General features: G+C 37.9%; 10 protein-coding genes. 8 read left to right on the top strand and 2 right to left on the bottom strand.

The window, feature by feature from the left end:
* The first annotated feature begins 20 nt into the window (after positions 1-20).
* On the top strand, positions 21-761 hold the full coding sequence (locus ACE1B6_RS26180) for a hypothetical protein (protein ID WP_413260228.1): 741 nt from the start codon (positions 21-23) through the stop codon (positions 759-761).
* 267 nt (positions 762-1,028) lie between these two features.
* Here the strand turns inward: ACE1B6_RS26180 and ACE1B6_RS26175 are convergent, their stop codons facing one another.
* Positions 1,029-1,196 (bottom strand): DUF433 domain-containing protein, encoded by a 168-nt coding sequence (locus ACE1B6_RS26175; RefSeq protein WP_413260227.1) that lies wholly within the window; start codon positions 1,194-1,196, stop codon positions 1,029-1,031.
* A gap of 747 nt (positions 1,197-1,943) precedes the next feature.
* Between ACE1B6_RS26175 and ACE1B6_RS26170 the strand changes: the two genes are divergently transcribed.
* From ACE1B6_RS26170 to ACE1B6_RS26155, 4 genes are all read left to right on the top strand, one after another.
* Positions 1,944-4,112: a PAS domain S-box protein gene (locus ACE1B6_RS26170; protein ID WP_413260226.1), complete on the top strand. Its 2,169-nt coding sequence runs from the start codon at positions 1,944-1,946 to the stop codon at positions 4,110-4,112.
* A gap of 105 nt (positions 4,113-4,217) precedes the next feature.
* The gene (locus ACE1B6_RS26165) at positions 4,218-4,907 is read left to right on the top strand and encodes a Uma2 family endonuclease (RefSeq protein WP_413260225.1); all 690 of its coding nucleotides are present in this window, start codon (positions 4,218-4,220) and stop codon (positions 4,905-4,907) included.
* A 332-nt stretch (positions 4,908-5,239) separates the two neighbouring features.
* A complete protein-coding gene (locus ACE1B6_RS26160; protein WP_413260224.1) occupies positions 5,240-10,744 on the top strand; it encodes a two-partner secretion domain-containing protein in 5,505 nt (1,834 codons plus the stop codon).
* A gap of 2 nt (positions 10,745-10,746) precedes the next feature.
* Positions 10,747-13,161, top strand: a complete 2,415-nt coding sequence (locus tag ACE1B6_RS26155; protein WP_413260223.1) for a CHAT domain-containing protein — start codon at positions 10,747-10,749, stop codon at positions 13,159-13,161.
* A 100-nt stretch (positions 13,162-13,261) separates the two neighbouring features.
* Here ACE1B6_RS26155 and ACE1B6_RS26150 read toward each other — a convergent pair whose 3' ends face one another.
* The gene (locus ACE1B6_RS26150; protein WP_413260222.1) at positions 13,262-13,792 is read right to left on the bottom strand and encodes a cysteine hydrolase family protein; all 531 of its coding nucleotides are present in this window, start codon (positions 13,790-13,792) and stop codon (positions 13,262-13,264) included.
* A gap of 123 nt (positions 13,793-13,915) precedes the next feature.
* Here ACE1B6_RS26150 and ACE1B6_RS26145 point away from each other — a divergent pair, with 123 nt between their 5' ends.
* The 3 genes from ACE1B6_RS26145 to gcvT all read left to right on the top strand — a co-directional run bounded on the left by ACE1B6_RS26145 (position 13,916) and on the right by gcvT (position 16,268).
* A complete protein-coding gene (locus ACE1B6_RS26145) occupies positions 13,916-14,449 on the top strand; it encodes a hypothetical protein (RefSeq protein ID WP_413260221.1) in 534 nt (177 codons plus the stop codon).
* A 192-nt stretch (positions 14,450-14,641) separates the two neighbouring features.
* Complete coding sequence (locus tag ACE1B6_RS26140; RefSeq protein ID WP_413260220.1) at positions 14,642-14,995, top strand: 4a-hydroxytetrahydrobiopterin dehydratase; 354 nt, start codon at positions 14,642-14,644, stop codon at positions 14,993-14,995.
* 145 nt (positions 14,996-15,140) lie between these two features.
* Entirely contained in the window at positions 15,141-16,268 is a 1,128-nt protein-coding gene (gene gcvT, locus ACE1B6_RS26135; RefSeq protein WP_413260219.1) for a glycine cleavage system aminomethyltransferase GcvT, read from the top strand.
* The last annotated feature ends 83 nt before the right edge of the window (positions 16,269-16,351 follow it).

Below are 16,351 nucleotides of genomic sequence, written 5' to 3'. Positions count from 1 at the left end.
GGTTGTTGAATATATAAATTATGAAACATTATTGTCTTTGCATTAATTGTCTTGAAGCTGATAACACTTCACTGATTTGGGCTGTTGGTGAAGTTGAATCTAATTTGCTGGCTATTTGTAGATGTCCTAATGGTCATGTACAAATATCTGGATTACAGCACGATCTGTTTGATGTTTTATTCACATCTGGTATTGATGCTTATAGAAAAGGATTCTACTCTGAATCGGTAATGAGTTTCGCTGCATCCTTAGAGAGAGCTTATGAGCTATTTATCAAGTTAAACCTATTTAAAACAGATATTCCTTTGGAAATAATAGACAAATTCTGGAAAGAAATTGAAGGTCAATCTGAACGGCAATATGGGGCTTTTTGTTCTGCATATTTAATGACTGTTGGAGAAATATGGAATGCCGATCAAAATCAAGTTGGCTTTAGAAACAAGGTGATACATAAAGGTTACATAGCAAATTCAAAGAAAGCTAAAGAATATGCAGAATATATTATTGGCTGTCTCAATAAGATAATGAAAGCCATAAAAGAGAATTTTGCCGAACAAAAATCTCCACTGTATTTTCACATTAAAAACCTTGCAAAGAGAGAAGTTGAGAAAGCTTTAAAGGAAAATCCTGGTGCTAAGTATTCAGCTGATTCAAGGCCATCATTACTCAAGTGGAATAACCGTAATCACGAAGACGCAACCTTTGAAGATGCTCTTGCTTTAGCCGAAAGGTTTGCGAAAATAATAGGAGAGCAAATCTGAAGAATAATGATTCAAGGCAGTCTAAAGGAAAACAGCGATGTCATCACTATAACTTGCTCTCTAGTTAGGGCTTGCTGAATAAGTCTACTGAACGAATCCAGAGGCTACAGAGCTTGAAAAATATGAGGTTCGTCACCTAGTTCCCCAATGGGAGCCAACTATTTCCCCAAAAAAGGCAAGGGTTTTGAGCCAAAATATCTAAAAAACTTGCACTTGTTTACGCAAAAAAGGCTCAAAACCCTTGCCTGTATTATCTTCTACATTTCTTCAGCAAGCCCTAGTTACGGTCGGAAATCCATCAAGGAAATCATCTATGGATTCTCCTGCTTTCAAATAATCAAAGAGTGTCTGCACCGGAACTCTGGTGTTAGCAAAAACCGGAGTCCCACCCATAATTTCTGGAGACGTACTAATAACTGGTGAGTTTTTAAACATAGTTTTTTATCTTTTTCGTCTAGGATCTATCTTAAATGCAAAAAGTGGAATTTAGCGATCGCACCCAACTTGCATCAATTTCTCGCTGGCTGTGTAGTTTGTAAGAAGTAGGGATGATGGCGATCGCTTCCTCCTTCCAATTTATTACTTTTGGAATGACTGAAACTGTAATTGCGATCGCTCCCAGCAGAAATCACCCAAAAATCAGAAAAGTGAATTAACTAATAAGTTTCCAACTAACTGTAATTAAAATAGTGTAATTAATTATTTTAATTTAAATTTGCCAATTTTTAGATAAATTAAACGCTTTAATTACGGTAATTTAACTTAGTTGGTTATTAGATTTTGGTAAAAAACACAGTAATAATATCTATTACTACGAGATTATTTGTAAGTAAGTGTTAATTTTGCTAAATATATATAGCAATTTCCGGCTTGTTTGTAATTTTTCTTCATTGTAATTTGGAATATACATATTTGTTTTGACTTAACATCTGTCTATGGTTAGACTATGCTTAGGAGATGATTGGGGAATAGGTGGTGCGATCGCCTACTCTAGAAACAAATTTTTGCGAGAGTGTGAACTAATAAGATAATTTATGGGAATAATAAGTACAACCTAGACCAAGAGCTTGAACGGTAAATGCTTTTCCTGGCAAGAGATTTTCTCTTGAGGTAAAGACTGCAAAAACTAAAAAACTAAAATATTTTGTCGTAATAAGTTGAATTCTGGTAGAGCAGGTTTTTATGAGTTCAGTAACAAAATCATTTCAAGGAAAATCGCAAAAATTAAAACATCTGCAAGCACAAGTAGTTCAGCTAGAACAGCAACTTGCGGAAGCAAAACAAGCAGAAAAGCGATCGCGCCAACTTTTACAATCAATAATTGATGCTTCCCCAGATGGGATTTTTGTGAAGGACTGCGATTTTCGCTGCATTTTAGCAAATCGAAGTTTTGCTACTAATCTTGGTACTACGCCAGACTCAATTTTAGGAAAAAATGAACTGGAATTAGGTTATTCAGAAGAGCAAGTTTTTGGCAATTCAAAAGCAGGAATTCGGGGATTTCGCGCCGATGATTTAGAAGTGTTAGCCGGAAAAATCACTCGTGTTCAAGAAGTAGTAACAACAGTGGACGGTATAAAGATTTTTGATGTGCGGAAATTTCCCTTATCCGACGATCAGGGAAAACTTTATGGCATCTTGGGATTTGCTGAAGATATTACTGAACGGAAACAGGTAGAAGCAGAGCGGCAAAAATTTGTTGCTTTGGTGGAAAATAGCAGTGATTTAATTGGGATGGCAGATTTTACAGGCAATCCTTTTTTTATTAATTCCGCAGGTTTAAGGATGATAGGTTTAGATACTTTAGAAGATTTAAAGAATATAAATATTACTAAACTTCACCCTCAATCTACTAGTTTAACTTTAAAAAATGTAGCTTTTCGCCAAGCATTAGCAACTGGTTATTGGCGGGGAGAAGGAGAATTAATTCATCAAAAAAGTGGGGTTTTGATCGATGTGGAAATCCTGGTATTTTTGGTACTCGATTCCGAAACTGGCGATCCGGTGTGTATAGCTACAGTACAACGCGATATTACCGAACGTAAACAGGCAGAATTGGCGATCGAACATACTAAGAAATTTTTAGAATCGGTACTAAATAATTTACCTGTGGCTGTAGTGGCTAAAGAAGCAAAAGAGTTAAAATTTTCATTTTTTAATCAAGCGGCTGAACAGTTATTTGGATTAACAGAACAACAAGTTTTAGGGAAGAATGATTATGATTTATTTACGAAAACGCAAGCGGATTCTTTCACTAAAATAGATCGGCAAGTATTAGCTAGCGGTCAAACGGTAGATATTTTTGAGGAAGAGGCTCAAATCCAAGGAGATATTCACATTTTGCGAACCAAGAAAACAGCAATTTTAGATGAGTTAGGCGAAGCTACATATTTATTAGCAATTACGGAAGATATTACAGAGCGAAAACGAGCAGAAGAAGCTTTGAAAAAGTCTGAGTCTCAACTGAGAAAAAAGACGGAAGATTTAGAGCAAACTTTGCAAGAACTGCGCCGCACTCAAACTCAATTAGTCCAAAGTGAAAAAATGTCTAGTTTGGGACAGTTAGTTGCTGGTGTGGCTCATGAAATTAATAACCCAGTTAATTTTATTTTTGGTAATCTAACTCATGCTAAAGAATATACTCAAGATTTGCTGGGATTGGTAGAACTTTACCAAGGATTTTATCCTAATCCTCATCCAGATATTCAAGCAGAAGTAGAGGCGATCGAGCTAGATTTTTTAATTGAAGATTTGCCAAAACTTTTAAATTCGATGAAAGTTGGTGCAGACAGAATTCAAAAAATTGTTGCTTCCCTGCGAACTTTTTCCCGCATGGATGAAGCGGAAATGAAAGATGTGAATATTCATGAGGGAATTGATAGTACTTTGATGATTTTGCAAAATCGGTTGAAAGCAAAACCCGATCGACCAGAAATTCAAGTTACTAAAGAATACAGTAATTTACCTTTAATCGAATGTTACGCCGGACAATTAAATCAGGTATTTATGAATATTGTAGCTAATGCGATCGATGCTTTAGAAGATGCCTACAATGCTAAAATATTAGCTAATCCTGCCATTAGTATTCACACCAAACTTATAAAAAACAATCAAGTGATGATTAGATTTACAAATAATGGTCCCGGAATTTCTGAAAAAGTAAAATCTCGCTTGTTCGATCCATTTTTTACTACTAAACCAATTGGTAAAGGAACAGGAATGGGACTTTCAATTAGTTATCAAATTATTACCGAAAAACATGGTGGTAGTTTAGATTGCGTTTCTAAATCGGAAAAAGGTACAGAATTTGTAATTAAAATTCCTCTCAAACAAGCAATAAGAAAAAATTAGTACCAAAGCGAGTTTGTTGTCAGTGCTTGAACACTAAAGTACTGACAACAAGCGAACAAATATTAGCTAAAATTTACATGGAAGAACTCACTAACAGAAAAGGTCATGGTACAGTATAATCCATTGCCATCAGAATCCTTAGAAACCGAATTTTTTCTTGAGTCTGACGAAATTCCAGTGGACAACGAACTGCAAAATTTAGTACCTAATTTATTGTTATCAATCTTATGTTTAATTTGGTCCGATCGACAAGATTGGTTTTTTGGCGTAGATATGGGAATTTACTATGCAAGCGATCGACCTGTTATTATACCTGATGGTTTTCTCAGTTTAGGAGTACAGCGTTTCTCTGGAGAAAATGGACGCTTAAGCTATATCCTAAAACGAGAAAACGGCGTAGTACCAATTTTAGTTTTGGAAGTAGTTTCTAATACTTATAGAGGCGAATACAACCAGAAGAAAATCGATTATGCTGAATTAGGAGTTTTGTATTATGTAATTTACGATTCTGGTAGTTATCACAGTAGACATGGTGATGCTTTTGAAGTGCATCGGTTAGTAGATGGTGTGTATGAAAGATTACCAGGTGAACCAGTTTGGATGCCAGAAATTGGGTTAGGAATTGGCAGAGAAATGGGAACTTACGAAGGATGGAGAAGAGAATGGTTGTATTGGTACGATAGCGAGGGAAATCGGTTTTCCCATTCCCAAGAACTTTTAGAACAAGAAAGACAACTTAGGCAAGATTTACTTGCCAAACTAAGAGAGAGAGGAATTGATCCTGATAGTTTATGATTGTTTAGCGCCGTAATTTACAGATATAGACCTTTTTCGGTGATTCAGGTATTCTAGAAACCCGGTTTGTTGAATAAATCGGGTTTCTCTTTTGGATACTATAAGCTGTTACGCATTTAAAAGTCATATTGTAGGGTGCGTCAGATTTAGATATTTTCCTTTCTACATAGGTTTTACCGTCTGACGCACCCTACTCGTTAATAAGTGATTTAAATGCGTAACAGCTTATTAGACTGAAAATAGTAGATTTCTACTCGGGAATTTCCCGATTTGTGTTGTATAAGTAAGTCTGAACTATCCGATCTAATGTTGTATTATTTAGGGATGATTTCATGCAACAAATAAGCACAAACAGTCCATTGTTCTTCTCTCCCGTTGTCCTCCCTGTTGCATTAATCACTTTACCATTACTGACAGTAATTGGTGCAAATCCTGCCAAGTCACAAATTACGCCGGAAGCTAACAGTACAAACACAACTGTTTCACCTAATGGAAATCGCTTAGATATTGGTGGTGGGAGAACTTCCCAAGATGGTGCAAATTTATTTCATAGTTTTGAGAGATTTAATGTTAACCAAGGACAGATTGCTAACTTTCTTTCTAATCCGCAAATTCGCAATATTTTAAGTCGAGTTGTGGGTGGAGATGCTTCAGTAATTAACGGGTTAATTCAAGTTACTGGAGGAAATTCTAATTTATTTTTAATGAACCCAGCAGGGATTATTTTTGGTTCGCAAGCTAGTTTAAATGTACCGGGTTCGTTTTTTGCGACTACTGCGACAGGTATTGGGTTTAATGGGAATGGTTGGTTTAGTGCGATCGCTAACAACAATTACGATAAACTAGTAGGAAACCCCAACGTTTTTGCTTTTACTAACCTCCAACCAGGCGCAATTATTAACAGCGGAAATCTAGCAGTTACCGAAGGACAAAATTTAGGATTATTAGCTGGTACAGTAGTTAATACCGGACAATTAACCGCACCCGGAGGACAAATTACCGTTATGGCGGTACCCGGAGAAAACTTAGTTCGGTTAAGTCAAGCGGGAAGTGTACTTTCTTTAGAAGTTCAACCACTTTCATTAAGTGGAAATCAACCAAATAATTGGAATTTACCAGTTCTATCTTTACCTCAATTACTAACAGGTGGAACTGGAGTTAACGCAACGCAAGTTACAGTAAATAATGATGGCACAATTTCCTTAAGTGGTTCTGGTTTAAGGATATCACCAGAAACCGGAACCGCAGTAGCTTCTGGTAATATCAAAGCATCAGGCGGAACTGTGCAAGTTTTAGGTAATAAAGTCGGAATAGTTAATTCCCAAATCGATGTTTCTGGAATTAATGGCGGCGGTACAGTGTTAATTGGTGGAGATTTTCAAGGTAAGGGAAAAGTACCAAATGCGATTAATACTTATATTAGTAAAGATTCAGTAATTATCGCTGATAGTTTGGGAAATGGTAATGGTGGTAAAGTAATTGTTTGGGCGGATAAATCAACCGAATTTTATGGTAAAATTAGCGCAGTTGGTGGTAGTAAATCGGGTGATGGTGGATTTGTTGAAGTTTCGGGAAAAGAAAATTTAACTTTTGATGGTTCGATCGATGTATCGGCAATTGTTGGTGCAAAAGGTCAAGTTTTATTCGATCCAAAAAGTGTAATTATTGGCACGGATCGTACAAACGATGATGAACTTAGCGACGGGGAAATTTTAGGGAGTGATGGTGGAGATGATGAGATATTTTATATTTCTGCTAGTAAACTTTTAGAAGTGTTGGATACGGGGAGTGTTGCGATCGCAGCTACCGAAAACATCGACGTTGACGAACCTGTAGACGCTAGCACTAACACCAATGATAATAATTTAGACTTAACTGCGCCAATTGTCAACATAAACGCTGCCATTACCTTAAAAGGCGACTTCACAGTAACAGCAACTACTAAATTAAATGTTAACAATGCGATCGGCACAGTTCCCGGAAGTGGTAACATCAATTTAAATGCTGGAACTTTAACAACTAATTCAAATGGCACAATTAAAGCGGGTACTGGCAATATTAACTTAACTGCAAACAAAATTGAAATCGGCGCAAGTATCAGCGGAACTGGTAATTTAATCCTCCAACCAAAAAGCGCCAATCAATCAATTGGTATTGGAGATACAGCAACGGGAAATTTTAATCTCGACTCCTCAGAAATTAATCAATTGCAAGATGGTTTTGCCTCAATTACTATTGGCAGTGATGCAGGTAGTGGCAAAGTTAATATTACTTCAGTTACCTTTAAAGATCCAGTAACTATTCAATCACCAAATAACTCAATTATCACCGATGGTACAATTAGCGGAACCGATGACGCGGCAATTACTTTAATTGCCAAAGGTGTAGAATTAGGTGGCGATATCATTACTAATAACAGCAATATTGAATTTAAAGATACTCCAGTCACTCTGACAAATGATGTGACTTTGAAAGCTGGTAAAGGTTTAATTAGCTTTGGTAAGGAAGTAGATATAACTGATAAAGCACTTACCTTAATCGCCGAGGAAATTGATTTTCTTGGTGGTAATGCTTCGGTTACTGGTACTGGAAAAATTGCCTTACAACCAGGAACAGCAGAACAAGATATTGTAATTGGTGGAACGAGTAATTCCGAACCATCTTTAGACATTACCAAAGATGATATTGCAGCTTTTGCTAGTGGATTTGAAGCAGTTACAATTGGAGGAGAAAACGGTAGTGGTAAAATTAACATTGATGAAATTACCTTCAACAACCCACTAATAATTCAATCTCCCTCTGGCGCAGGTTCAATTATTACCAAAGGAAAGATTACAGGAACAGATAATGCTGCAATTACCTTGAAAGCAACCAAAGTTGAAGTAGCGGCAGATATCACAACTCCTAAAGGTAATATTGACTTTACAAATAGTCCTGTTACTTTGTTAGAAGATGCTGTAATTAATGCTGGTGAAGGAACAATTGCCTTTGGAAACACTTTAAAAATTGGTGACAAAGCATTGACTTTAACAGCAGATGAAATTGATTTTACTGGAGGTGCTGGATCTGTAACAGGCAGCAATAAGCTAATATTGCAACCTGCGACACCTGAGTTAGATATTGCTATTGCCAATTCTGAAGAAACCACAGGTTTAGATTTAACAAACAGTGATATTGATGCTTTACAAAATAGTTTTAAATCTGTAATCATTGGCAGAGAAGATGGCAAAAGTGTCGTTACTGTTAACCCTGTGACTTTGAAAAACTCTGTTACTATTCAATCTCCTGAAGGTTCAATTATTACCAAGGGAATAATTACGGGAACTGGGGAAACAGCAATTACTTTTAAAGCGACAAGTTTAAAAATAGCAGGCGATATTAAAACGGAAAACAAAGATATCAAATTAGAGAGTTCAGTTACTCTAACTAACGATGTGGAATTGAACGCTGGCAAAGGTACAATTAGCTTCGGTAAAGATGTTGATACGGGAGACAAAGCATTTACTATTACAGCAGATGAAATTGATTTTCTCGGAGGTGCTGAATCTGTAATTGGTACGAATACAATTACATTGCAACCTGTTACTCCAGAGTTAGAAATTACTTTGGGTGATGCAGAAAATTCTAATCGGTTAGATTTAACTAATACAGACCTTGATTCTTTAAAAGCTGGGTTTAAATCTGTAATGATTGGACGGGAAGATGGTAAAGGTGTTATTACCATTGCTGGTGATATTACTTTTAACAATTCAGTAACAATTCAATCTCCAAAAGAGTCAGGTTCGATTAAAGCAAATGGCACAATTAACGTAACGAAAGAAGCGGAGATTAATCTGATAGCGGGAGGAAATATTAGTACTAGAAGTATTAATACTAATGAACAAGCTGTCACGATTAAAGCGGATGCTGATAATAATGGAAATGGTGCGGTATCTACTAATTCGGATGATACTATTCAAACGAAAGGTGGGAAAGTAGATATTTCGGGTTATAGCATTACTGTAGGAAATATTAATACTTCGGTTTTAGAAGCAGATGGTGGTACTAAGAAAGATGGCGGTGCTGTGAATTTATCTGCTACTGGCAAGATTACCACAGGAGATATTAATACTAAAACAGGTTATAAAGGAAGCGGCTTTAATACAGATCCCCCAATTTTTTACCGGGGAGGCTCTGTAGAAATTTCTACATCAGGGGAGATTAAAGTTGAAGCTGTTACGACTGGCGGCGGAGCATTAAACATTACCGGATCGAGCATTTTAGCAAAAGATATCGTGACTTTTTATCAGTACAGTAACTTTTCTGGCGATCCTAATGAAGGTTCTGTTAAGTTGGAAGCAAAAACAGGTGACATAGAAGTTGGTTTAATCAGAGGGGGTGCTGCTGGAATTGACATTAAAGCTTATGGTTTGTTTAGAGCTACGAAATCATCTCAAGGCTTCTCTTTAGGGACTATTCAAAATGACAATCAAATAGAAAGTATAGGCTCGCTCAAAGATTTTCCTGAAGTAATTGATTTCCTGGAAACTAAAGGTTTTGCTAGAGAACAGTTAGAAAATTCGGAAGCAACAATTACTATTAAGAATACTCAACGTATTCCGGCAAGTATTATTGTTTATTCTGGAGGGCCTTCTGGACCCGGTAATGTGAGAATTCAACATGGTGGTCAATCTCTCAAAGGTAATGATTATATCCAAATTTCTGGAAGAGGAGAAGGTTTCGGTTTTATAGTTGGTCCGAATGTTACTCCTGTTAAAGGTGAAGAGTTTAATGGAAAACTTGAAGGTTTCAACCCCAGTAATAATGAGGCTGAAATTACCCTATTCAGAAATGCTACTTATAGTTTGTTAGATGTTCCTAGTCAGTTCCCAGAAAATGTTAGCGGTACTAGTGGAGGTATTGTTGTTGGGAATGACATTAATAATGGACAGTTGTACTCATCTTTTCGGAATATACCTATTACTACAATTCCTGAACCACCGGGAAATGTAAATCCACCGGAAAATGTAAATCCACCTGTAACTACTAATCCTAATCCACCGGGAAATACAAATCCGCCTGTTGTTAATAATCCTCCTACAACTACTGCGCCACCAGTCGCGGTTGTGGAACCGCCTGCAACAGTGACTCCGCCTGTGAGTGCGCCACCTGTTGCGGTTGTGGAACCGCCTGCAACAGTGACTCCGCCTGTGAGTGCGCCACCCGTTGCGGTTGTGGAACCACCTGCAACAGTGACTCCGCCTGTGAGTCCGCCACCCGTTGCGGTTGTGGAACCACCTGCAACAGTGACTCCGCCTGTGAGTCCGCCACCCGTTGCGGTTGTGGAACCGCCTGCAACAGTGACTCCGCCTGTGAGTCCGCCACCCGTTGCGGTTGTGGAACCGCCTGCAACGCAACCAGTTGCAGTGGAATCACCCCCAACAAATAATACAGGCGAATTGGTAGCTAGCAATCCTAATATTAACGAGGTAGTTACTCGCGGTTCGGAGATTATTCAATCTACAGAACGACAAAATCAACAATCTTCGACTCAATCGAATCCAAAACCGCTTCCTGAAAAATGCCAGAAACCGCGAGAAAGGTCGAATGCTAATAATCAAAATGAAAGTTCTCAGGAGGAAGAATGTGAGGAGTTACCAATTTCTCAACAGCAGGGAATATTACGTTTGGAACCGAAACGACAAACTAATGAGAATGGTCAATCTAATCCTCAATTTTTGCCAGAGTTGTTAACTGGTGGAAAGGGGAGAAATGCTACCGAGGTTAGGACTAATGGCGGTGAGGTAGAATTCCGGGGTTCTGGGGTGCAAATTGAAAATTCAGGTGCAGGGAAGTAACTATGCAAGGTTACAAGATAGGGATTTCTTTATTTAGTAGTTTGCTGGTGGCAATGTTAGTCACTGCGGTTGATTTATCGGCTGCTTTTTTATCTATTCCGGTGACACTTGCACGATCTCAAAACGATCGAAGCCAAGCAGATCAGTTGTTACAAAGGGGGATTCAGGAGTATCGAAGTAGTCAATTTTTTGAGGCTATTAAATCTTGGGAAGCGGCACTAAAAATTTACCAAAGTTTGTCAAATAAACAGCAAGAAAAAATGCTTTTGGGAAATTTAGGTGCGGCTTATTTAATTGTGGGAAATAATCAGAAAGCGATCGAGGTTTCCCAAGCTTTATTAAAGATAGCTCAAGAAACTGACGATCGCCAAAGCACCGCCCAAGCTTTTGCTAATTTAGGTATTGCTTACCGAGTTTTAGGAAATTACAATCAAGCGATCGATTCTCAGCAAAAAGCTTTGGCAATTATGCAGGAAATAGGCGATCGCCAAAATCAAGGAAACATCTTAATTAATTTAGCTAATGCTTATGAAGCTTTAGGTTACTATGATAAAGCCTTGACTTTGCAAAATCAAGCTTTGACCATTGCCAGAGAACTGAAAAATCCGCAAGCGGAAAGCGCCGCTTTAGGAAATTTGGGTGCGATTTATGCTACTCAAGGTAATTATCAGAAAGCAATGCAATTTTACCAAGAAAGTTTGACGCTGGCGAAGTCAATTAACGATCGACAAGGGGAAGGTTTTGCTTTACAAAATTTGGGTGCTGCTTATCATGCTTTGGGGAAAAGAGATGAAGCAATTAGTTATTATCAACAGAGTTTAGCGATCGCCAAATCCCTAAGCAATCCCCAAATGCAAATTGATAGTTTAGGAAATCTGGGAATTGTTTACGAACAGCAAGGCGACTTTGCCCAAGCTATTAAATATCATCAACAGGTTTTGGCGATCGCAGATTCCCTAAAAGCACCCAGACAAAAAGCAATGGCGCTGAATAATTTGGCGCACACTCTGTTAAAATCAGGTCAATTAAAAGAAGCAGAAAAACAATTAAGAATAGCAATTCAAATTTTAGATTCTCTCCGTTATAATTTGGCAGATTCCGAACAAGTTTCCCTGTTTGATACCCAGGTTTTAACTTATAATTTATTACAACAAGTTTTAGTTGCTCAAAATCAACCAGAAGCAGCTTTAGAAATGTCCGAACATGGCAGAAGTCGGGCATTTATAGCATTATTAGCTAAACAGTTATCTTCACAATCAAAAACTGCATCGACGATTAAACCTCCGACATTAGCAGAAATTAAAAAAATTGCTCAACAGCAAAATGCTACCTTAGTCGAATACTCGATTATTCCCGAAGATTTCTTATCACAAGGAAAATTAAGAGGTTTAGGGGCAGAAATTTATATTTGGGTGGTGAAACCTACAGGAGAAATTAGCTTTCGCCGCAGTGATATTACAAATTTAAAAACACCTTTGAAAGATTTGGTAACTACTAGTCGAGAATCGATCGGTGTCAGAGGTTTAGGTTTTGCTGTGGCGAAACCTGTACAAAACACAACTTCAACGGAAAAGTTAAAACAACTACATCAAATCTTAATTCAACCGATCGCTGATTTACTGCCAAAAGATCCCAATGCCAGAGTAATTTTTGTCCCACAAGATGCGCTGTTTTTAGTACCTTTTCCAGCCTTAGTTGATGAGGCGGATAAATTCCTGATTGAAAAACATACAATTCTCACAACTCCAGCGATTCAAGTATTAGAATTAACTCAGCAAAAACGCCGCAATATTCGCAATCAACAAGCGTTAGTTGTGGGAAATCCAGTTATGCCAGTTGTGCCACCTGCGCCGGGAGAACCACCACAACAATTAGAAAGTTTACCAGGGGCGGAACAGGAAGCAAAGGCGATCGCGCAAATCCTCAATACTAAGGCTTTAATTGGCAAAGAAGCTACTAAACAAGCAGTAGTTTCTCAAATGCCGAAAGCGAGAATAATTCATTTAGCAACTCATGGTTTGTTAGATGATTTTGGGGATGGGATACCGGGTGCGATCGCACTTACCCCAGCCAAAAATGATAACGGATTACTCACAGCCGGAAAAATTTTAGACTTAGAATTAAACGCCGAATTAGTAATTTTAAGTGCTTGTGATACTGGCAGAGGTACAATTACCGGAGATGGCGTAATTGGCTTATCTCGTTCCTTAATTTCCGCCGGAGTAAGCAGCGTAATTGTATCTCTTTGGTCAGTTCCCGACGCTCCCACCTCAACATTAATGACCGAATTTTATCACAATTTTCAACAAAATTCAGACAAAGCCCAAGCCTTAAGAAATGCCATGTTATCCACCATGAAAAAACATCCAAATCCAAAAGATTGGGCAGCATTTACCTTAATAGGAGAAGCTGAATAAGACAAGGGGACAAGGGGAATAATTGAACTACATCAACAACTTTTCCCACCTCTCTACCTTCTACCTTTCCCAGTCCCTAGTCCCCAGTCCCCACTCCCCATTAAGGTGCAGCCAAAAAACCATCACTTAAACCAGCATCTCTAAGTCGAGGCGCACCAATATTTCGACTGAGTACGGCTAACCCTGCTAAATGTGCTTGTAAACCAGCAGTACTAGCACAACAATCGGTAAATATTATTGGTTCAATGCCAATATCAAAAATATCCATCGCTATTTTCAAAACACACATATCAGTGTCAATACCGACAATAAAAACTCGTTCAATACCTTCATTACAGAAATAATTACATAAATTATCTGGCATTCCACAAAGTCCAGTTTTACAAAAGATTAATTCAGGTTTAGCAAAAGCTTCTAATTCCGGGACAATATTTGTTTCTGGTTTATCGGAACAACTATGCCAATCAAGCAGTCTTTGATAAGGGCTGTCTGTAGAGTTAAGAAACCGAGTAAACAAAAGCGGTGCGTACTCATCTTTCTTAATCAAACTAACGATTCTTTGTGGAATATGATGAGTAAATTGATTGATAAAACCGCACTGGACATCAACAATAAGTAAAGGTTCCGGCATAATTTGATTGAGGTTAACAAAACTTGTTTTGACACTAACGCGACTTCGGGAAAAAGTCTAATACCTATTGGAGTAGAAACATAGTATTGTGTAGTAATAGATAAAGTCTAGGGATGAATTCGTATGGTCAAAAAAAGCAATGTTCTCTTTTTGGGAGTGACTTGTTTACTAGGTTTCCTGGGATGTCATAAACTGCCAGTTATTTCTGCGGAACAAGCTTCTGTTCCTCAGTTCTCAATCAAAGTATCAAGCAGTGACAATGTTGATGCTGCTTCTTGGTGTCAAACTGGAGAAAATAAAGGCATTCAAAAACCATTTGGTTTTGGTAAAGTGCAATTTTATCGAGATAAATCTGATCCAGAAAAAAAGGAATATATTGTAGGTTGTATCACTAATAATTCTCAGAAAACTATAGAGCAACTTCCGGTAAGTTATACTGTGCAATTCCCACCAGAAAACAGCAAATTTAGTGGCGGAATTAGTAGTTTAACTCTTGCCAGTCCGATTCAACCAGGAAAAACTGTTTATTTTCGGAGTGATTTTGAAGTTGATCCTGATGCTTTAGGTGTAGAAATGAGTCTGCAAGAAACTAAGCAAAAAGAGCAAACTATTACTTATGAACCAATACAGCGTTTAGTGATTCAGCGAAGTAACTAATTGTGGTAAAGTAACAAGAGATACGTTTTAGCTAAACAATGGCGAATAGCGGAATTAACCGCCTCCTGCCTGAAGATGGCTTACACTCTTGTCTGCTTCTAAAACCTACCTTAATTTATTACTAAATGTTCGTTGGTGGGGAAGAAGTAACTGCTTAAGCCGTGCCAAAACTGAAACTAGGGACAAACAAAAATGCAACAGTTAGCAGAAAGAAGTTGTGTTGCTTGTGAAGGTAATTCACCGCGCATAAGTGACACAGAAATTGCTGAACTAAAGCCGCAAATTCCTGATTGGGCTATTGTCGAAGAAGAAGGTGAAGCACGTCTGAAGCGGGTTTACAAATTTCACGATTTTATGACAGCTTTAACCTTCACTAATAAGGTGGGTGACAAAGCAGAAAAAGCCGGACATCACCCAGCTTTACTCACAGAATGGGGCAAAGTAACTGTTAGTTGGTGGACTCATTCGATCGGCGGACTACACATCAATGATTTTATTATGGCAGCAAAAACTGATAAAGTCGCTGAAGAGTTTGTCACTGAGTAATTTCCCTAGCTAGCAGCAGAAAAATTGTTGATTCTGTGCTTTTAAGCTAAATTATGAGTTATGGGTTGTAGATAAAAAAACTCCATCTCATAACTCATGATTTTTGTTAATCACTTAGTTAAGACTAATAATTGAATTTAAAAAAATGGGTAATCAATCAACAACACCTGCTAGTGTTTCTCGCACTCCTCTCTTTAACTTAGCTGTAGAGTCAAAAGCTCGTTTTACAGAGTTTTCTGGTTGGGAAATGCCTGTTCAATTCAGCGGAATAGCACAGGAACATCAAGCAGTCAGAACAGCATCGGGAATGTTTGATATTTCCCACATGGGCAAATTTACCATGCAAGGAAAAGATTTAATTTCCGAATTACAAAAGTTAGTTCCTTCAGATTTAAGTAGTTTACAACCAGGTCAAGCTCAGTATACTGTTTTATTAAATTCTGAGGCGGGAATTATTGACGATATCATTTTTTATTATCAGGGTGAAACCGCAGGAATTCAACGGGGAGTAATGATAGTTAATGCGGCAACTACGCCGAAAGATAAAGCCTGGTTGTTAAAAAATTTAGAAACATCAGAAATAGATTTTCAAGATATTTCCCAAGATAAAGTTTTGCTGGCAGTTCAAGGGCCACAAGCAGTTAGCCAGCTACAAAAATTTGTTAAAGAGGATTTAAATTCGATCAAATCTTTTGGTCATTTGTCTGGTACAGTTTTAGGGAAACCTGCTTTTATTGCTCGAACTGGCTACACTGGAGAAGATGGTTTTGAAGTGATGTTAGACCCAGATGCGGGTAAAGAATTATGGAGTAATTTATTAGCTGAAGGTGTGGTTCCCTGTGGACTAGGTGCGAGAGATACTTTACGTTTAGAAGCAGCAATGGCACTTTATGGACAGGATATTAATGAAGGAACAACGCCTTTAGAAGCAAGTTTAGGTTGGTTGGTTCATTTAGATAGAAAAGGCGAATTTATTGGTCGGGAAATATTGGAGTCACAAAAAGCATCGGGAGTAGAAAGAAAACTGGTAGCTTTGCAAATGGAAGGGCGTAATATTGCCCGTCAAGGTTATCCGATAAGCTTTGAAGGGGAAACGTTGGGAGAAGTGACAAGTGGGAGTTGGTCGCCTACTTTGTCATCTGCGATCGCTCTAGCTTACCTCCCCACAAACTTAGCTAAAATTGGTCAAGAATTACAAGTGGAAATTCGTGGCAAATTTTATCCCGCTAAAGTAGTCAAAAAACCTTTTTATCGTTCTCCAAATAAAGTGTAATTATCTGCGTTTATCTGCGTTCATCTGCGGTTAAAAAAACTAGATTTATTTTTAACCACAGATGTCCACAGATAAACACAGAT

The organism is Floridaenema fluviatile BLCC-F154, from assembly GCF_041929135.1.
GTDB classification, from domain to species: domain Bacteria; phylum Cyanobacteriota; class Cyanobacteriia; order Cyanobacteriales; family Aerosakkonemataceae; genus Floridanema; species Floridanema fluviatile.
The sequence above is the reverse complement of the archived record's forward strand: the minus strand, read 5'-3'. Positions and strand labels throughout refer to the sequence as shown.